The following is an 18,143-nucleotide window of genomic DNA, read 5'->3' as shown; positions in this document are numbered from 1 at the left end:
CTTCCAAATGGTAAAAAATCCTCGCCGAAGGCATAAAATCTCTTTAGCCCAACGTCTCGGCGATCCGGGCGGCCAACTGTTTGGCAACCTGATCCTTGCCCATGCGGGGCCAGCTATCGACCCCATCCGCAGTGATAATCACAACCGCATTTTCGGACCCGCCCATGATGCCCGTCGCAGGGGACACATCATTGGCAACGATCCAATCACACCCCTTTCGCACCCGTTTCGCAGTGGCGTTTTCGACCACGTCGTTGGTTTCAGCAGCAAAGCCGACAACCAGCTTGGGGCGGTCTTCTTTCAAATGGCTCACCGCCTTTAGAATGTCGGGGTTTTCCGCAAATTCCAGCGCCGGCAAGCCGTCTTTCGACTTCTTCAATTTGCGGTCGCTGGCGCTGCTCACACGCCAATCGGCGACGGCGGCGGCAAAGACACCGGCATCCACCGGCAACGCCGCCTCGACCGCCGCCTGCATCTGCAAGGCAGTCTCGACGCGGATCACCTGCACGCCCTCCGGTGGCGGCACATCGGCGGGACCGGTGACAAAAACAACCTCGCCCCCCAGATCAGCGAGGGCCTTGGCAATCGCGGTACCCTGCGCCCCCGATGAGCGGTTGGCGATGTAGCGCACCGGATCAATCGGCTCATGCGTGGGTCCTGACGTGACCAGGATACGCCGCCCCTTCAGCGGCCCCTCCGACAGATGCGCCTCGATCGCCGCGACAATTTCGAGCGGTTCAGACATCCGCCCCGGCCCGAATTCACCACAGGCCATGTCACCGTCGTTCGGCCCGATGACGTTGATCCCGTCGCCGCGCAGGGTTTTCAGATTGCGCTGTGTCGCGGGGTGGTCCCACATGCGCACATTCATTGCCGGCACGATCAGTACAGGTGTGTCCGTGGCCAGCAGCAAGGTCGACGCAAGATCATTCGCCAGCCCCCCCGCCATCTTGGCCATCAGGTCGGCAGTCGCAGGGGCAACGACGATCAGATCGGCGACACGGCTAAGCTGGATATGACCCATCTCGGCCTCGTCCCCCAGATCGAACAGGTCGCGGTACAGCTTTTGTCCTGCAATCGCCGCCACCGAAAGCGGGGTCACGAATTCTTCGCCGGCGCGCGTCAGTACAGGCGTTACAATCGCCCCGCGTTCGCGCAAGCGGCGGATCAGATCAAGGGATTTGAAAGCAGCGATGCCGCCCCCGATGATCAGCAGAATATGTTTGCCAGCCAGCATGTTCGGCCCCTCGTTGCGTCAGTCGATCAGACCATAGGCCCGTCACCGCCGATCTGCCAGCCCCCTCAGTTCGTCCGAAAGCCGTCACAGGGGTCGGCGCGCCGGACAGATGGCGCATCCAACACCAGATCAAACCCACCTTCCGGCGCTTGCCCGTCCTCGCCTTGGCCAACGGCAAAAACGGCTGTTTCTGGCTGCACATGGGCCAGGGCCGCCGGAACGCCCCAGTCTTTGCGCGCGTGCCCGTTGCCGGTGATCACAACCACCGGCCCGCCCGTTTCCTGCAATGCTTGAAGCGCAGATTGCGCGAGCCGTGCATCCCGCAGCCGCTGAATATCCACCATGGCGGGCAGCAGATCTTCTGGCAAAGCGTCGCAATGCGCAGCCATCTGCAATGCCTCGCGGGCGGATTGTTCATCGGGGCCAAGCGGCGTGTTCAACCCAAACTGTCCGGCTTGCGCCCCGAAAGCGGTCGCAAGCCCGTCTTTCATGGCAGACCGTGCCACCTGTCGCGGGACGGCTGCGCCAAAGACCGTTGCATCGCCGGACGCTTTGAAGATCGGATAATACATGGCGAAATCAGGCCACCCTGCGGCGTTCCAACCCAGCGCGCCCTCAAGCGCGACTTGATTGCCAACCAAACCAGAGGTCACTGATCCCGCCTGTTCCGGCGTCAGCATTTCGTAAACGACTGCCTTCGGGCGCAGGCGCGAAACGATATCGGCCTGAAGCAAATGGTGCACCGGATTGTCATGGGTTTCGCCCAAAATGACGATTTTCGCAGCGGAAAGCTGCGCAAAATCATCTGAACCCAGCTCTGCTGCAAAAGCCGCAGAGGCAAGAAAGGCAAAGGCTAGAAACAGAGCCTTCACATCAGGAAATGATGTACTTCGGCTGATTGTGTCTCGAGCGTCTTGCGCATCTTGGCAAAGGCCGCCGCCTCAAGCTGGCGCACACGTTCCTTGGACAGGTTCAATTCTTGCCCGAGGCTTTCCAGTGTCCGCGGCTGATCGCGCAACTTGCGCTCGCGCACGATGAACTGTTCACGATCGTTCAAAGCCTGCATCGCGCCCAACAGCCAGTTCCGCAAGGTCACGATATCATGGCTTTCCTCGACCCGCTCGGCTGCCTGCGCGGTATCATCGACCAAGGCGTCGATCCACTCACGGCCCTCATCTTCGGACGATTGGGTGGCATTCAACGAATAGTCTGACCCGGACAAACGCCCTTCCATCATCTCGACATCATGCATCGGCACACCAATCTCGGTCGAGATCATCTGGCGCAGCTGGTGCTTGTCCAGCGTTTCGCCGGCCGCCTGCGCTTCGCGCTCAAGACGGGCCTGAACACGGCGCATGTTGAAAAACAGGGATTTCTGCGATGACGTCGACCCGGTGCGCACCATCGACCAGTTGCGCATCACATGGTCCTGAATGCTGGCCTTGATCCACCAGACGGCATAGGTCGAAAACCGTACGCCACGGTCAGGGTCAAACTTGTCTGCCGCTTTCATCAACCCCAATCCGGCCTCTTGGATCAGGTCGTTCATAGGGGCACCATATCGCTTGAACTTGCCAGCCATGGAAATCGCCAGACGCATGTACGCGGTGATCAAACGGTGCAGCGCTTCCTCGTCACGCTCATCACGCCAGGCATAGGCCAACTTCAACTCGGTCTCAGCATCCAAAAGCTCTGCTTTCATCGCTGTCCGTGTTAAAGAAAATTCGCGTGCTGGTGTAAGCGCCATGGTGATAATTCCCTGATGTGATTACGCAGATTTTTTCTTATTCAATATCAAACGCACGTCTTGCCCGTTTGGTTCATATTTTTTTAGAAAAAATTTGCTGTCGGGTTAAATTGCGCTATCGGATCTGCCCGAGCTATTAAAAATATGGCCATCATCGGTCACCTACAACATGTCTGCCGACCTTGATCCGATTGCCTGCGTCCAACCTCCTTTGACTTGGATCCTGGCGGACTATCTACTAGGATCCTGTTACACGACCTGGACTTCCAAAGGACGGCTTCATGACAACTTGGCACTGGGTGCGGCATGGCCCTACCCACGAAAAAACACTGGTCGGATGGCGCGATGTCCCTGCAGACCTGTCGGACATAGAACAGATCGCGCGGCTAAGTGCCCATTTGCCGGATGACGCCCTGGTGGTGTCCTCGGACTTGATCCGTGCGATCGCCACGGCAGATGTGCTGGCCCACCAGACCCGCAACCGCCTGCCCCACGAACCCGGCTTCAGAGAGCTCGATTTCGGTATCTGGGACGGGCTCCATGCCAAGGATGTGTCTGAACAGCACCCTGAACTTAGCCGCGCCTATTGGACCACCCCCGGTGATGTCGCGCCGCCAAATGGTGAAAGCTGGAACCAGGCCGCCCGCAGGATCAATACAGCTGTCGACAGGCTGAACGCGGCGCATCCAGACGCGCATATCATTGCCGTGGCGCATTTCGGTGCGATCCTGACACAGGTGCAACGCGCGCTTGATGTCGGACCAAAAGATGCGATGGCCCATAAGATCGACAATCTGTCGGCAACTGAAATCCACTTTGGCAAGGATGGATGGCACGTGGCGAGGATTAATCACGCCCCATAATCGGACCGCTGCGATTTTCAGATTGCAGTTTTCAGAAGGGGCGGGATAGTAATTCAATCATGACATATGATCTTTATATCGGCGACAGAACCTTCTCCAGTTGGTCCCTGCGTGGCTGGCTGATGCTGGAAAAATTTGACCTGCCCTATCGCAGTCATATGATCGGGTTGTACGGCGGTACGATGGCCCAGGATATGGCCCCCCTCGCCCCCGCCGAATTGGTGCCTGCCCTAAAGCTCCCCGACGGTGAGGTCATCGGCGAAACACTGGCCATGGCCGAAACCCTCGCAGAACGTCATCCCGACACCTCCATGTGGCCCGCAGCCCCGTCCGCGCGCGCCCGCGCCAGATGGCTTTGCGCGGCGATGGTGTCCGGATTTTCCGCCTTGCGCGGCGAATGCCCGATGCAGTTGCAACACGTAAACACGGGACTTCCCGTTTCAGACGCTCTGGCCAAGGATCTGGCCAGGCTTGAACAACTGTGGGACCACGCGGCACCGGCATCTGACGGGAATGGGCCTTGGCTCTTTGGCAGCTACAGCTTGGCAGACGCCTTCTATGCCCCCGTTTGCGCCCGGATTATCGGCTACGACCTGCCCGTTTCGGAACAGGCGCGGCGGTACTGCGACACGACCATCAACGATCCCGCGTTCAAAGCATGGCGGGCAGAGGGCCTGAAGACCACCTATGCCCCCTTCCCCTACGACATGGGTGTGGAAACACGGGCTTGGCCAACGAACTGATCCGCTGCTTCATTTTGCAAAATAAACTCAAATCCCCCGGGACCCTCAGGCGTTAACGCTTCTTAAACATCCCCTACCTACGCATTAACCATACCAGTCATCAAAGGCTCATCATGGTTTCACGCGCTTATACCGTCGCATTTCAAGGGGTCGAAGCCCGCATTGTCGAAGTGCAATGCGCCGTATCGGCGGGGCTGCCCGCTTTCTCGATTGTCGGCCTTCCCGACAAGGCGGTGTCAGAGGCACGCGACCGCGTGCGTGCAGCGCTCACCTCAATGGCGATCGCGCTGCCCAGCAAGCGCATCACCATCAACCTCAGCCCCGCCGACCTGCCCAAAGAGGGCAGCCATTTCGACCTACCCATCGCGCTCGCCCTGCTGGGGGCGATCGATATCTTGCCCAGTGACGTGGTCCAATCCGTGGTCGCCCTGGGCGAGCTTTCGCTGGACGGTACGTTGATCCCGGTGATCGGTGCGCTGCCGGCTGCTATGGCTGCGGCAGAACACAACCGAAGCCTGCTGTGCCCCGCCGCATCTGGGGCCGAAGCCGCTTGGGTGGGCAACACACAGGTCATTGCCGCTGCGTCCTTGGGCGATGTGGTCAGGCACTATACCGGGCAGGTCCCCATATCCCCCGCCGACCCCGGTGAAGTCGCACAACCCCACCAGACCAAAGACCTGCGCGACGTCAAAGGCCAGGAACGCGCCAAACGGGCGTTGGAAATTTCCGCCGCCGGGCGTCACCATCTGATGTTCGTGGGCACGCCGGGCGCGGGCAAGTCCATGTTGGCGGCGCGCTTACCCACGATCCTGCCGCCGCTGACGCCACGCGAAGCGCTCAGCACCTCCATGATCCACTCTTTGGCCGGGCTCTTGGACGAAGGCGGGATTTCCCGAACACGACCGTTTCGCGAACCGCATCACACCGCCTCTATGGCCGCGATCATCGGCGGGGGCAGGCAGGCCCGACCGGGAGAGGTCAGCCTAGCGCATAACGGCGTCTTGTTCATGGATGAGTTCCCGGAATTTCCCCGTATGGTGCTCGAAACCCTCAGACAACCCGTCGAGACAGGCGAAGTCATGATCGCCCGCGCCAACGCCCACGTGAAATACCCGTGCAAATTCATGCTCGTCGCCGCTGCTAACCCCTGCAAATGCGGGCACCTTAGCGATCCCTCCCGCGCCTGCAGCAAGGCCCCCAACTGCGGTGAAGATTATATCGGGCGCATTTCAGGACCGCTGATGGACCGTTTCGATCTGCGTGTCGATGTGCCCCCCGTTGCCTTTACCGATCTTGATCTGCCAAGCGATGGCGAAAGCTCGGCTCAGGTCGCGGCCCGTGTCGCGCGGGCGCGGCAAACTCAGGAAGACCGCTTTGCAGACCACCCCAAGGCCAGCCTGAACGCCGATGCCGACGGCGACCTGCTCGAGATGATCGCCAGCTCGGATGCCGAGGCGCGCGCGCTTCTGTTACGCGCGGCAGAGCGTTTCCAACTGTCAGCGCGAGGCTACCACCGGGTCTTGCGGGTGGCGCGCACGATTGCGGATCTGGACGGTTCTGACAGCGTGCAAAAACCACATCTGGCCGAGGCGCTCAGCTTTCGCCTGCCGGGCGCGGCAGCGCTTTGATCCAACTTGCAAGGGTGGCAAGTGTCTGACGGGCTTCGGGCAGGATATTGTGAAAAATCGGCCAAACATGGGGGAGGTCATGGGCCTCCAGAAACGTCACCGCCACGCCCTGATCCTTTAGCCGTTGCTGGATGCGCCGTGCGTCATCGCGCAGGATTTCGGTGTCACCGACACAGATCCACACTGGTGGCGCACCCTGATAATCGGCGTTCAGCGCACTGATGCGCGGATCATTCCGATCGGCCCCGGCCAGATACATCTGCACCATCCGTTCCGCACGCTCGACCGGCAAGACAGCCTCTCGTTTGGCGTTCTCACGATGGCTTGCGCCTTGGTGTGCGAAATCAACGAAGGGCGAAAAACCGAAAGCACCGCGCGGCATGGGCCAGCGGTTTGCCATGATCTGCCCCAGCAAACTGAACGTCAACGCGCCGCCTGCACTGTCGCCGCCAATGACGATACTCCCCGTCTCCACACCCGAACGGACAAGTGCAAGGTAAGCGTTCTCTACATCCTCGATCGCGGCGGGATAGGGGTATTCAGGGGCCAGACGGTACCGTGGCATCACCACCCGCGCACCGGTGCGGGCCGCCAATTGCGCCAACATCGCCGCGTGGGTTTCCGGACTGCCAAAAACGAAACCACCGCCGTGGATGTAAAAAATCACCAGATCGCTTGTGACTTGCCTTGGCGTGATTTCCATAAGTTCGCAAGCGTCTGGCAAAGTGACCTTTGCCATCTGCGTGCCCCGTGGCGCATGAAAGAAAAGCCGGGCGTTCAAGGCAAACCTCTTGCGGATTTCCGCGACATCCGCAGTTTTCGCCAAGCGCCGCTTTTCGATATTACGCAGATAGCTATTGAGGATAGGCCGGATGAGGCTCACGCGCGGCGCGCCTCAATCGCCTCCCAAATCTTGGCGGCAATGTTGGTACCGTCGAAACGCTCAAGCTCCTGGATACCGGTCGGGGAGGTTACGTTGATCTCGGTCAGATAGTCGCCGATCACGTCGATGCCGACAAAGATCTGCCCCCTCTCCTTGAGCAATGGGCCAATCGCGGCGCAGATTTCAAGGTCGCGCTTGGTCAAGCCAACCTTTTCCGGCCGCCCACCGACATGCATGTTCGACCGCGTCTCACCTTCCGCAGGCACGCGGTTGATCGCACCAACGGCCTCACCGTCAACCAGGATGATACGCTTGTCGCCCTTGGAAACGGCAGGCAGGAATTTCTGAACAATCAACGGTTCGCGCGAAAACCCCGTGAACAGTTCGTACAAAGAACCCAGGTTCCGGTCGTTTTCGTCCAGCCGGAAGACACCCGCCCCGCCATTACCGTAAAGCGGCTTGAGGATGACATCGCTGTGCTTGGCCTTGAACGCCTTGATCGTCTGGAAATCACGCGCGATCGTCGTGGGTGGCGTCAGGTCCGGAAAATCCAGCACCAGCAACTTCTCGGGGAAATTGCGCACCCAGAACGGATCATTCACCACCAGGGTTGTTTTCCGCAGCCGATCCAGAAGATGGGTCGACGTGATGTAATGCATGTCGAAAGGCGGATCCTGACGCAACCAGACTACGTCGAACTCCGCCAGGTCTACTTCGCGTTCTTCCCCCAGCGTCGCATGGTCGCCCTGTACCCGTTGAACGGTAAGGTCATGGCCGCGCGCGGTAATGCGCCCTTCTTGAAACGCAAGGTGGTCCGGCGTGTAGTAGAAAAGAGAATGCCCCCGCGCCTGCGCCTCTTCTGCAAGGCGAAAGCTGCTATCTGCATCAATATTAACGGCCCCGATCGGGTCCATCTGAAAGGCGATCTTCATCTGAGGTCTCCGTGCTGTTCATCATTAGATGACGCAGCAGGGCGCGGGGTGCAATGGGTCAACCGTGACCGAAGGCGTTTTCCATGATTTGGATATCACTGGTCTGATCGACCAATGCCACGTCAAACCGCACGTCCGTCAATGTGCCGTTGGGCTCCCCCGCCAGGTATTCTTCGGCAGCGCAATAGATGCGGTTCATCTGGCGCGGCGTGATCCGTTGGGCTGCGCGCTGCAAGCTTTGGCTTTTCTTGACCTCGACGAAAATCAGCGCATCACCGTCGCGCATAATCAGATCAATTTCACCGCTTTTGCCCCGCCATCTTTCCCGCGCCAGCGCAAAACCCCGACGCTCGTAGTCTTGCGTCACCTGCAATTCTGCCGAAAGGCCCGCATGATAACTGACAGATCCCCGGATACGTTTGGCCGAAACCGTCATGATGCATTTCCTTTTCCCAATTCAAGCGCCGCCTGATACACTTTTCTGCGCGGCAAGTTGTGCGCCTGCGCCACCATATCAACCGCATCGCGCATCGAATGTGTCAGCAGCGCAGCCGACAAATCCGATGTTACATCCGTTTCACTAACGGACTGTAAACGCCCACGATCAATCAGGACGACGATTTCGCCTTTGGGCCCCTTGTCAGCATAAATATCGCATAATTCCTGAAGGGTGCCGCGTTTCACCTCTTCGAACTTTTTGGTCAATTCCCGGCATACTGCGCCAGCACGTTCGGGACCCAACGCCGATGCGGCGTCCTTCAGCATCGCCCCCAGACGTTTGGGTGATTCGTAGAAAACAAGCGTGCCCTGCACGTCTTTCAGCTTTTGAAGGGCAGTTTGCCGCGCTGACGTGGCGTTAGGCAGAAAGCCGGCGAAGAAAAAAGCATCCGTCGGCAACCCTCCCAAGGCAAGTGCCGTCAGCACTGCCGAAGGCCCTGGTGCGCAGGTCAGCATCAGCCCCGCTTCACCCACGGCGCGCGACAATTCGAACCCGGGATCGGCGATCAACGGCATCCCAGCCTCGGAGGCATAAGCGACGGATTTTCCTTCGCGGATCGCTGCCAAGAGCTTGTCTTGAACGGCATTCCCAGAATGATCGTGCAACGCCACGATATGCCTGCCCTCAAGCGGTACGCCGTGGATTTCCATCAAACGGCGCAGGCTGCGGGTGTCTTCGGCGGCCAGCACATCCGCCGAAGCCAGCACATCCAACGCCCGCAGCGTGATATCGCGCGCCGTCCCGATCGGCACGCCGACAAAGTACAAGCCCGCCTGCAACGGTATCTTTTGATAATTCAAGCTGGACCCGCCTTTCGCACTCTCTATGATCGTGCATATGTTTTCGGGGCCGAAGGCCGCCAATCCGCCACCAATGGAGTGACACAATAATGATCGCTGTTTTAAACACCATCCGCAAGCCATTGCGGCTTTTGATCCTGCCCTTCGTGGCACTGGCGCTTGCCGCCTGCGAACCGGGGATCGCCACGAACATGAACACCGGAAGCGGCCCCAAGGTTGATCCCAACAAACCTGTTCCGGTCGCCCTTCTGGTCCCGCGCGGCGGAACGCCCGGGGACAACCAATTGGCACAAGAGCTTGAAAACGCGGCGCGTCTGGCGATCCGCGACCTTAGCGGCGTGCAGATTGACCTGCGTGTCTATGGTACTGGCGGCAATGCTGCCGTTGCAGGCACAGCCGCAGCGCAGGCTGTAAACGACGGTGCGCAGATCATCATCGGCCCGCTGTACGGCGAGGCTGCGAATGCCGCGGGCAATGCTGTCGCGGCACAAGGCGTCAATGTCCTGTCCTTCTCGAACAACCCCAACATTGCGGGGGGGAATGTTTTCGCTTTGGGCCAAGGCTTTGGCGACACGGCCGACCGTTTGGTGCGCTACGCCAAATCCACCGGCAAGGACAATATCCTGATCCTGCACGGACAGGATCTTGCCGGACAGCTTGGCCGTGACGCCATCCTGCGGGCTATCGCGGAAAATGGTGCCAAGAACGCCGGCACCATTGATTATGCGCTAAGCCAGGAATCAGTGATCGCATCCGTACCGCGTGCAAAGGCCGCTTATGATGCGAACGGCGCAGACGCGATCTTTCTGACCACGTCTTCTGCCAGCGCCCTGCCCTTGTTTGCACAACTGTTGCCAGAGGCGGGCCTGCCCGTTGCATCGACGCAATATATCGGCCTGACACGCTGGGACATCCCGGCGCAGACGCTGGCGCTTCCCGGTGTTCAGGGCGGCTGGTTCGCCTTGCCTGACCCTGCCGCCGCTGCTGCCTTTTCGCAGCGGTACTCGGCCGCATACGGCCAAGCACCAACGCCAATCGCCGGTCTGGCATTTGACGGGATCGCCGCCGTCGGCGCATTGGTCAGATCAGGGAAATCAAATGCCCTGTCGGCAGGTCGCTTGACGCAAAGCGCGGGCTTCCGCGGCGCGAATGGCGTGTTCCGCCTGAAAAAAGACGGTACAGCCGAGCATGGTCTGGCCGTTGCCACGATCCGCAACAAATCCGTTGTGATCGTAGATCCGGCCCCCAGAGCCTTTGGCGGCGTGGGCTTCTAAAGGAAAGCAATTGGTAAGACCCCTTATTGCGCAGGCAGAATCAGGTGAGGCAACCGCGCTTCACCTGATCAGCGCTCCCGAACTTATCTTTGACGAAGGTGCCGTCGCCCAGGCTTTGTCAGATGCCTTTGACAGCGCCACGGATTCCGGACAGGTCAAATCGGCTGCGGTCCAAATCCTGCGTGAGGCCCAGAAGGCCGGGCGGGATGAAATCGCAAGGGCCTTTGCAGTCGCCCCCTTTGATGCGCGCGCGATGACCTCGGCCTATTGTTATCTGACCGATCAACTGGTGCGCAGCACCCTTCAAATCGCGACCCAACGGTTGCACCCCAAGCGCGACAAGACTGACGATGACCGCCTGGCGGTGATTGGCGTCGGCGGCTATGGCCGGGGCGAGATGGCCCCGTTTTCAGATGTCGATCTGCTGTTTCTGATGCCCAAGAAGGCGACGGACTGGGCCGAAAGCGTGATCGAATCCATGCTTTACATGCTGTGGGATCTCAAGCTGAAGGTTGGCCACTCCACCCGCACCATCCGCGGCTGCGTACAACTGGGCGCAGAGGATTTCACGATTCAAACCGCCCTGCTGGAACACCGCTTTGTCGCGGGGGACCTCAAGCTGGCGCAAGACCTGGACAAGACGCTCAAAAAGGATCTGTTCGCCGGTTCCGGCCGCAGCTTTATCGAGGCCAAGCTGGAAGAGCGCGCCCTGCGCCACCGCAAACAGGGTCTGCGCTATGTGGTCGAACCCAATGTAAAAGAGGCCAAAGGTGGATTGCGCGATCTGCAATCGCTTTTCTGGATCGCGAAACACATCTACAACGTCGAAAACGCCGCTGATCTGGTGGACCTCGGAGTGTTTCTTGAAGAAGAGTTCAAGACTTTCGTAGCCGCCGAGAATTTCCTGTGGGCCGTCCGCGGGCATCTGCATCTGCTGTCGGGGCGCGCAACGGAACAGTTGACCTTTGACATGCAGGTCGCCGTCGCCGAGGCGATGGGATATGCCGACACCGGCGGGCGCCGCGGTGTCGAAGTGTTCATGCAGGCCTATTTCCGCCACGCCACCCAGGTGGGCGAACTGACGCGGATTTTCCTGACCAAACTGGAATCGATCCACATCAAGGCCGAACCCCTGCTGGAACGCATTTTCCGCCGCAAACCCAAGATGCGCGACGGGTACGAGGTTGTCGTGGGCCGCCTTGCGATCACCGATGACAAAGCCTTCATCGCCGACAAGCTGAACCTGCTGCGCATCTTCGAGGAGGCCTTGCGGACGGGCATGTTGATCCACCCCGACGCCATGCGGCTGGTGAAATCCAACCTGAAACTGATCGACGACGATATGCGCAACGACGCCGAAGCGCAGCGAATTTTCCTTGATCTGATGCTGAAGCACGGTAACCCGGAACGGGGCCTGCGCCGGATGAACGAACTTGGCGTGCTGTCCGCGTTCATTCCGGAATTCGAACCCATCGTCGCGATGATGCAGTTCAACATGTACCACAGCTATACAGTCGACGAACATATCATCCAGTGCATCACCAACCTTGCCCTGATCGAAAAGGGCGAGCTGGAAGAGGACCTGCCTGTCGCTTCGTCGATCCTGAAACGCGGTGTGAACCGGCGGGTGATCTATGTCGCGCTGCTGCTGCATGACATCGCCAAGGGGCGCCCCGAGGATCATTCGATCCTGGGCGCGCAGATGGTGCGCAAAATCGCGCCGCGACTGGGGCTGCACCAGAACGAAGTCGACACGGTCGAATGGCTGGTCCGCTATCATCTGTTGATGTCCGACATGGCGCAGAAACGCGATATCGCCGATCCGCGCACCGTGCGCGACTTTGCCAAGGCAGTGCAGACGGTCAAGCGGCTGGATCTGCTGTGCGTGCTCACGGTGTGCGACATTCGCGGCGTCGGTCCCAACACGTGGAACAACTGGAAGGCCGTGCTGATCCGCGGGCTATACCGCCAGACCAAACGCGCGCTGGAAACCGGACTGGAAGACCTGAACCGCAAGAACCGTGGCGCAGAGGCGAAAAAGACCTTGCGCGCAGCGCTTGCCGACTGGCCGCGCAAAGAACTGCAGGCGGAAACGGCACGTCATTACGACCCCTATTGGCAGGGTTTGCACGTCACCGCCCAAGTGGTCTTTGCCGAGTTGCTCCGCGACATCAAGGAAGGCGAAATCAGGATCGACCTGCACCCTGACGAAGACCGCGATGCTACCCGCGCCTGTTTCGTCATGACAGATCATCCCGGCATTTTCGCGCGCCTCGCCGGAGCCCTGGCGCTGGTCGGAGCCAATGTCGTCGATGCGCGCAGCTATACCACCAAGGATGGCTACGTCACCGGCGCGTTCTGGATACAGGACGCCGATGGCAATCCCTATGATATCGCGCGCCTGCCCCGTCTGCGGCAGATGATCGGCAAGACGCTCAAGGGCGAGATCAAGGCACGGGAAGAGCTGAAATCGCGCGACAAGGTCAAAAAACGCGAGAAAGCATTCAGGGTCCCGACCCATATCACCTTTGATAACGAAGGCTCCGAGATTTACACGATCATCGAGGTCGACACCCGCGACCGCCCCGGCCTGCTGTACGATCTGGCGCGGTCTCTGGCGGAATCAAACGTCTATATCGCCAATGCCGTCATCGCGACCTACGGCGAACAGGTGGTCGACACTTTCTATGTCAAGGACATGTTCGGGCTGAAATACTATTCGGAAAGCAAGCAAAAGACGCTGGAAAAACGCCTGCGTACCGCGATTGCCGCAGGGGTCGAACGCGCGCAGGATTGAGCGAAGTCATGACCCGCGTTCTGCGGTCAAGGCAGACAAGGTCACCGTCGAACGGCCTCGCCCCCAGGCCGGAGGTAGTAGGCAAGGTACAGGCTTCAGGCCTGATCTGGCCGCTTCAGACCCGCTTGCCTGTCTTGCGCCCCCCTGCCCCAGACCGCCAAAGTCGGCGGTCTGAAGCCCCCTTCCCCCTTCCATCCAAACATCACCAATTGCGCAAGCCCGCGCCAACCGCTACCCCCACTGCAACGCAGTTACAGGGCAGCCCATCCAATGAAACCCATCCGCCTCATGTCCGGTTTTTTCACCGTGGGAATCTGGACCCTCCTTAGCCGCGTTCTGGGGTTTCTGCGCGACGTGATGGTCGCGGGCTATCTGGGCTCCGGCCCCGCAGCCGAAGCATTCCTGGTTGCTTTTTCCCTGCCGAACATGTTCCGCCGCTTCTTTGCAGAAGGCGCGTTCAACATGGCCTTCGTGCCGATGTTCTCAAAAAAGCTCGAAAGTGGTGATGGCCCCGAGGAATTCGCCCAGGATGCATTTGTCGGCATGGCGTTCATCCTGACCCTGTTCACCATCATCGGCATCATCGCCATGCCCGGTCTGGTGCTGCTGATGGCTTCCGGCTTCGCGGGCGATGAACGCTTTGATCTGGCGGTCGAATACGGTCGCCTCGCCTTTCCCTATATCCTGTTCATTTCGCTGGCCGCCCTTGTGTCCGGGGTCCTGAACGCCACGGGCCGGTTCATGGCCGCCGCCGCCGCCCCGGTCGTTCTTAACATCGTGTTCATCGCCGCCGTGCTGATCGGCGCAGCCCTGGGGCGCGATGGCTCAGAAGCCCTTGGTCTGGGGATCGACCGGGCACTTGGCCTGCGTGTCGGCGATACGCTTGCGATGTCGGTCCCTGTTGCGGGCATCGCGCAACTGGCGCTGGTGTGGTGGGCAGCCAAGCGCGCCGGGTTTTCCCTGGGCTTCTCCCGCCGCCCCCGCATGACCCCCGAACTCAAACGCCTGGCCATCATCGCGGCCCCCGCCGCGTTGGCCGGTGGCGTGATGCAGGTCAACCTGCTGGTCGGACGCCAGGTCGCCAGCTTCTACGAAGGCGCTGTCGCATGGCTCAGCTATGCCGACCGGCTTTACCAACTGCCCCTCGGTGTGGTCGGCATCGCGATCGGGGTCGTCCTGCTCCCTGATCTCTCCCGCCGCCTCAAGGCAGGGGACGAGCAAGGCTCGCACACCCAGATCAGCCGCGCAGCCGAGGTATCCCTCGCCCTCACCATTCCCTCTGCCGTGGCGCTGATGGTAATCCCCTTCACGCTGGCATCGGTTCTCTTCCAACGCGGAGCCACCTCTGTGGATGACGCTGCCGCCATAGCCATCGCGGTGGCCATCTACGGTCTGGGCCTGCCCGCCTTCGTGCTGCAAAAAATCCTGCAGCCGCTTTACTACGCACGCGAAGATACCAAACGCCCCTTTTACTTTGCCGTCTGCGCCATGGTTGTAAACGTCGTTCTTGCCGTCGGCCTCAGCCCCGTCGTCGGCTGGATCGCGCCCGCGATCGCCACGACGCTGGCGGGCTGGGCGATGTTCGGTCTGCTCGCCTTCGGGGCGCGCGGCTTCGGGCTTGCCGCGAAATTCGATGCGCGGTTTCACACGCGCATCTGGCGCATCCTTGCGGCCTCGGCAATCATGGGCGTCACCCTCTGGATCAGCAACCTCCTGATGCAACCGCTTCTTGGCCAGCCCTGGTGGCGCGGTATGGCGCTGCTGGCCTTGCTGGTCATCGCCGCAATCAGTTACTTCGGATCGGGCCACCTGATCGGGGCCTTCAAACTGGGTGAATTCAAACGCTCGCTGAAACGCAGCTAACGCCCCCCGTTTCCAAATGGCTCAAAATCCCGGGGGGTCAGGGGGGCTGGCCCCCCTTGCCGCGCCGGATACTCAACGATGCCGGACACGCTCGCGCAGCTTGACCCATTCTCCGGGTGCCAGAACGAAACACAATCCAAATCCCACGGCAAATCCGAACAACTCGGCCAGCCACTGGGTACCTGCGTCAAAGAACACGCCCCACAAAAGCTGGATCCCCATCAGCACCGCAATCAGTGAAAATGCCCGAAGCTGCTGTTCCCCGAGGGTCGACAACTTGCGCCACATCACAAAGGAATAACCGCCGATCAGCCCGTAAACATTGGGATAGGCCCCCACCATCCAGACAGGGTCATTCATTACCAGCGCATAGAAAACAGCGCCCAGAATGCCCGAGACAAAGAAGATCGCCAGAAATGCGACCTGCCCCATGACCTCTGCCACCATCTTGCCAAGCGCCAGCAGCAGCACCATCGCAAAAATCGCGTGGGTGAACCCCAGATGCACAAAGGAATAGGTCACCGCGCGGGGGATTTCGGCCAGCGGAAACCGCCAATTGGCAATCATCCAGTCAAAGATTTCACCTGAAAACCCATAGTCGCGGATCAGCGCCAGCCGCCATCCGACAGCACCGGGGCCGCCGATAATGCCTGCCTCGGCCAGCGACAGCCCGGCCTCAATGCCGGCAATGGCCAGGAACAGCAGGGTCACCACCGCTGGCATGGGGTTCACGGGCGGTTGAAAATCGGGGTCTTCCATAGGGCCTCCTTGACGGGGTTGGTGCGCATGGGTAAGCCCATCGTGCCGTCTTTTCCAGCCTTATCGGAGCGTTCCATGACCGACACCCAATTCACCCCGCGCGTGTTCTCGGGCATTCAGCCCTCCGGGGGTCTGACGCTTGGCAACTATCTGGGCGCGATGAAGCGTTTCGTCGACATGCAGAACGAAGGGTCCTTCCAGACCGTTTACTGCATGGTCGACCTGCATGCGATCACCGCGAAATGGCTGGACCCTGCCACCCTGCGCCACAACACCCGTGAATTGGCCGCAGGTTTCATCGCGGCGGGGATCGACCCTGAACAGTCCATTCTGATCAATCAAAGCCAGGTCCCCGAACATGCGCAGCTTGCCTGGATTTTCAACTGCGTCGCCCGCATGGGCTGGATGGGCCGCATGACACAGTGGAAGGACAAGGCCGGCAAGAATGCCGAAGCCGCGTCCTTGGGCCTGTTCGCCTACCCCGCGCTGATGGCCGCCGACATCCTGATTTATCACGCCACCCATGTGCCTGTGGGCGAAGATCAAAAGCAGCATCTGGAACTGACCCGCGACATCGCGGCCAAGTTCAACCACGACTACGGCGTTGATTTCTTTCCGCTGACCGAACCCGTGATCGAAGGGGCTGCGACCCGCGTGATGTCCTTGCGGGACGGGTCCAAGAAAATGTCGAAATCCGATCCGTCGGATGCCAGCCGCATCAACCTGACCGATGACGCCGACACGATCGCCAAGAAAATCCGCAAGGCCAAGACCGATCCGGATGCCTTGCCCTCCGAAGTCGAAGGCCTGAAGGACCGCCCCGAGGCGCGCAATCTGGTGAATATCTATGCCGCGTTGAATGACCAGACGGTCGAACAGGTTCTTGCCGAGGTCGGCGGCCAGCAGTTTGGCGCGTTCAAACCTCTTCTGGCCGATCTGGCGGTCGCCAAGATGTCACCAATCAGCACCCGGATGGCCGAGCTGATGGCCGACACCGCCGAAATCGACCGCATCCTTGCCCATGGGGCCAACCAGGCGCGCGAGATCACGGCACCGATCCTCAAGAAAACCTACGAAATCGTCGGGATGGTCAGCTAAACGTCGGTTTTTTCCGTCGCGGCCCTGCCGAAAAAGGGCCGCGTCACCCGTGCCTGCACCAACAGCACCGACAGTAAAATCAGCCCGCAGGCGGCCCATTGCGCGGGGCCGATGGTTTCGTCGAAAGCCAGCCAGCCGATGATGAACATCGTGGGCAGTTCAATGCTGCCTGCCGTGGCGGTGCGCGCGGACCCGATCATTGGCGCGAAATAGGTATAGATCAGCTGCGGCACCGTTGCCGTGACCAAGGCAATGCCAGCCACCCAAGACCAGCCTTGCATGGTTTGCGGGATCAGCTGTTCCGTCTCAAGCGCCAGGATCAACGGTGCCAGCCCCAAGACCGACCCTAGGGAAATTGCCGATATCCGCGCCATTGCAGGGACGCCTGTCAGCTTGTGCACCAGCACCGTGATGCCGAAACCAAAGCCCAGCGGGGCCGCAAAGGCCGCCGCGATCCATACCGCCTGCCCCACCCCGATCCGTGCCACGCCTGTCGCCAGAACTGCGGCAGCAAGCACCAGCCCGGAGGCGACCACCGCCCGCCGTGTCGGGCGTTCGCCCCAAAGCAGCCAGCCGATGATCAGCGTGAAGATCGGATAGCTCATGTAGATCACGCCTGCGGTGCTGACCGGGATCACCTTCAGCGCGCTGACATAGCCCAGCCAGCCCAGCGACATGCACATTCCGGTACCGACGCCCCAAAGCAGAACCCGCCATTCCTGCCGTGCGCCCCAAAGGGCCGGCAAGAAGATCATCGCCGCGATCAGATAGCGGTAGAAAGCCACCGCAGCAGGGGCCATGCCCGATTGCGTCAGGGATAGCGCAAAGTAAGGCACCGTGCCGAACATGGCCGCCGCGACCAGCACCAACGCAAACGCCGGTGTCGTGCCTGTCTGAAGGGGGATGGCGTTATCTGTCATGCTTTCTGGCTATCACAGATCAGCGGCGATGCAATCTGGCACGGCGCTGCGCATTTTCGCACAGGGTCCGCGCGGTCAAATCTCTGGCGTTTTATGCAAT

Annotated in this window: 16 protein-coding genes; 7 read left to right on the top strand and 9 right to left on the bottom strand. The window is 60.2% G+C overall.

Features of this window, described 5'->3' with window-relative positions:
* Nucleotides 1-43 precede the first annotated feature (43 nt).
* From coaBC to RGAI101_RS14355, 3 genes are all read right to left on the bottom strand, one after another.
* Nucleotides 44-1,237, bottom strand: coding sequence for a bifunctional phosphopantothenoylcysteine decarboxylase/phosphopantothenate--cysteine ligase CoaBC (coaBC, locus tag RGAI101_RS14365; RefSeq protein WP_008228129.1), 1,194 nt, complete (start codon nucleotides 1,235-1,237; stop codon nucleotides 44-46).
* A 65-nt stretch (nucleotides 1,238-1,302) separates the two neighbouring features.
* On the bottom strand, nucleotides 1,303-2,109 hold the full coding sequence (locus RGAI101_RS14360) for a ChaN family lipoprotein (protein ID WP_008225003.1): 807 nt from the start codon (nucleotides 2,107-2,109) through the stop codon (nucleotides 1,303-1,305).
* Nucleotides 2,106-2,984, bottom strand: a complete 879-nt coding sequence (locus RGAI101_RS14355; protein WP_037228372.1) for an RNA polymerase factor sigma-32 — start codon at nucleotides 2,982-2,984, stop codon at nucleotides 2,106-2,108. Before RGAI101_RS14355 ends, RGAI101_RS14360 begins: the two co-directional genes overlap by 4 nt.
* A 281-nt stretch (nucleotides 2,985-3,265) precedes the next feature.
* On the opposite strand from RGAI101_RS14355, the gene RGAI101_RS14350 reads away from it, so the two are divergent.
* The 3 genes from RGAI101_RS14350 (at nucleotide 3,266) to RGAI101_RS14340 (ending at nucleotide 6,218) form a co-directional block, all read left to right on the top strand.
* Complete coding sequence (locus tag RGAI101_RS14350; RefSeq protein WP_037228371.1) at nucleotides 3,266-3,847, top strand: histidine phosphatase family protein; 582 nt, start codon at nucleotides 3,266-3,268, stop codon at nucleotides 3,845-3,847.
* A gap of 59 nt (nucleotides 3,848-3,906) precedes the next feature.
* On the top strand, nucleotides 3,907-4,590 hold the full coding sequence (locus tag RGAI101_RS14345; RefSeq protein ID WP_008228763.1) for a glutathione S-transferase: 684 nt from the start codon (nucleotides 3,907-3,909) through the stop codon (nucleotides 4,588-4,590).
* Nucleotides 4,591-4,703: 113 nt separating this feature from the next.
* Nucleotides 4,704-6,218, top strand: a complete 1,515-nt coding sequence (locus tag RGAI101_RS14340; protein WP_008228195.1) for a YifB family Mg chelatase-like AAA ATPase — start codon at nucleotides 4,704-4,706, stop codon at nucleotides 6,216-6,218.
* On the opposite strand, the gene RGAI101_RS14335 is transcribed toward RGAI101_RS14340, so the two are convergent.
* Genes RGAI101_RS14335 through rsmI form a run of 4 tightly spaced genes read right to left on the bottom strand, consistent with a single transcriptional unit; the run spans nucleotide 6,184 to nucleotide 9,332 of the window.
* The gene (locus RGAI101_RS14335) at nucleotides 6,184-7,101 is read right to left on the bottom strand and encodes an alpha/beta hydrolase (protein ID WP_008226597.1); all 918 of its coding nucleotides are present in this window, start codon (nucleotides 7,099-7,101) and stop codon (nucleotides 6,184-6,186) included. The two genes, RGAI101_RS14340 and RGAI101_RS14335, sit on opposite strands and share 35 nt — an antisense overlap.
* Nucleotides 7,098-8,033: a glutathione synthase gene (gene gshB, locus RGAI101_RS14330; RefSeq protein WP_008227491.1), complete on the bottom strand. Its 936-nt coding sequence runs from the start codon at nucleotides 8,031-8,033 to the stop codon at nucleotides 7,098-7,100. Before gshB ends, RGAI101_RS14335 begins: the two co-directional genes overlap by 4 nt.
* A 58-nt stretch (nucleotides 8,034-8,091) precedes the next feature.
* On the bottom strand, nucleotides 8,092-8,469 hold the full coding sequence (locus RGAI101_RS14325) for a YraN family protein (protein ID WP_008228124.1): 378 nt from the start codon (nucleotides 8,467-8,469) through the stop codon (nucleotides 8,092-8,094).
* The gene (gene rsmI / locus RGAI101_RS14320) at nucleotides 8,466-9,332 is read right to left on the bottom strand and encodes a 16S rRNA (cytidine(1402)-2'-O)-methyltransferase (RefSeq protein WP_037229640.1); all 867 of its coding nucleotides are present in this window, start codon (nucleotides 9,330-9,332) and stop codon (nucleotides 8,466-8,468) included. Before rsmI ends, RGAI101_RS14325 begins: the two co-directional genes overlap by 4 nt.
* 89 nt (nucleotides 9,333-9,421) lie before the next feature.
* Between rsmI and RGAI101_RS14315 the strand changes: the two genes are divergently transcribed.
* From RGAI101_RS14315 to murJ, 3 genes are all read left to right on the top strand, one after another.
* The gene (locus RGAI101_RS14315; RefSeq protein ID WP_008227868.1) at nucleotides 9,422-10,606 is read left to right on the top strand and encodes a penicillin-binding protein activator; all 1,185 of its coding nucleotides are present in this window, start codon (nucleotides 9,422-9,424) and stop codon (nucleotides 10,604-10,606) included.
* A gap of 10 nt (nucleotides 10,607-10,616) precedes the next feature.
* The gene (locus tag RGAI101_RS14310; RefSeq protein ID WP_008228214.1) at nucleotides 10,617-13,403 is read left to right on the top strand and encodes a [protein-PII] uridylyltransferase; all 2,787 of its coding nucleotides are present in this window, start codon (nucleotides 10,617-10,619) and stop codon (nucleotides 13,401-13,403) included.
* Between the two features lie 270 nt (nucleotides 13,404-13,673).
* On the top strand, nucleotides 13,674-15,266 hold the full coding sequence (gene murJ, locus RGAI101_RS14305) for a murein biosynthesis integral membrane protein MurJ (protein ID WP_008225506.1): 1,593 nt from the start codon (nucleotides 13,674-13,676) through the stop codon (nucleotides 15,264-15,266).
* A 72-nt stretch (nucleotides 15,267-15,338) separates the two neighbouring features.
* Here the strand turns inward: murJ and RGAI101_RS14300 are convergent, their stop codons facing one another.
* A complete protein-coding gene (locus RGAI101_RS14300) occupies nucleotides 15,339-16,025 on the bottom strand; it encodes a rhomboid family intramembrane serine protease (protein WP_008225636.1) in 687 nt (228 codons plus the stop codon).
* 75 nt (nucleotides 16,026-16,100) lie between these two features.
* Between RGAI101_RS14300 and trpS the strand changes: the two genes are divergently transcribed.
* Nucleotides 16,101-17,123, top strand: a complete 1,023-nt coding sequence (gene trpS / locus RGAI101_RS14295) for a tryptophan--tRNA ligase (RefSeq protein WP_037228367.1) — start codon at nucleotides 16,101-16,103, stop codon at nucleotides 17,121-17,123.
* Here trpS and RGAI101_RS14290 read toward each other — a convergent pair.
* Nucleotides 17,120-18,043, bottom strand: a complete 924-nt coding sequence (locus tag RGAI101_RS14290) for a DMT family transporter (protein ID WP_008225817.1) — start codon at nucleotides 18,041-18,043, stop codon at nucleotides 17,120-17,122. The two genes, trpS and RGAI101_RS14290, sit on opposite strands and share 4 nt — an antisense overlap.
* Nucleotides 18,044-18,143: the final 100 nt, after the last annotated feature.

It is taken from the genome of Roseobacter sp. GAI101, from assembly GCF_000156335.1.
Lineage (GTDB): Bacteria > Pseudomonadota > Alphaproteobacteria > Rhodobacterales > Rhodobacteraceae > Sulfitobacter.
This window is presented reverse-complemented; position numbering and strand designations above follow the sequence as displayed.

What these genes read in the sequence shown, in the direction of transcription:
- gshB (WP_008227491.1), bottom strand. Translation starts at nt 8,033, where the DNA reads ATGAAGATCGCCTTTCAGATGGACCCGATCGGGGCCGTTAATATTGAT.
- trpS (WP_037228367.1), top strand. Translation starts at nt 16,101, where the DNA reads ATGACCGACACCCAATTCACCCCGCGCGTGTTCTCGGGCATTCAGCCC.
- RGAI101_RS14355 (WP_037228372.1), bottom strand. Translation starts at nt 2,984, where the DNA reads ATGGCGCTTACACCAGCACGCGAATTTTCTTTAACACGGACAGCGATG.
- murJ (WP_008225506.1), top strand. Translation starts at nt 13,674, where the DNA reads ATGAAACCCATCCGCCTCATGTCCGGTTTTTTCACCGTGGGAATCTGG.
- RGAI101_RS14325 (WP_008228124.1), bottom strand. Translation starts at nt 8,469, where the DNA reads ATGACGGTTTCGGCCAAACGTATCCGGGGATCTGTCAGTTATCATGCG.
- coaBC (WP_008228129.1), bottom strand. Translation starts at nt 1,237, where the DNA reads ATGCTGGCTGGCAAACATATTCTGCTGATCATCGGGGGCGGCATCGCT.
- RGAI101_RS14315 (WP_008227868.1), top strand. Translation starts at nt 9,422, where the DNA reads ATGATCGCTGTTTTAAACACCATCCGCAAGCCATTGCGGCTTTTGATC.
- RGAI101_RS14345 (WP_008228763.1), top strand. Translation starts at nt 3,907, where the DNA reads ATGACATATGATCTTTATATCGGCGACAGAACCTTCTCCAGTTGGTCC.
- RGAI101_RS14350 (WP_037228371.1), top strand. Translation starts at nt 3,266, where the DNA reads ATGACAACTTGGCACTGGGTGCGGCATGGCCCTACCCACGAAAAAACA.
- RGAI101_RS14300 (WP_008225636.1), bottom strand. Translation starts at nt 16,025, where the DNA reads ATGGAAGACCCCGATTTTCAACCGCCCGTGAACCCCATGCCAGCGGTG.
- RGAI101_RS14290 (WP_008225817.1), bottom strand. Translation starts at nt 18,043, where the DNA reads ATGACAGATAACGCCATCCCCCTTCAGACAGGCACGACACCGGCGTTT.
- RGAI101_RS14340 (WP_008228195.1), top strand. Translation starts at nt 4,704, where the DNA reads ATGGTTTCACGCGCTTATACCGTCGCATTTCAAGGGGTCGAAGCCCGC.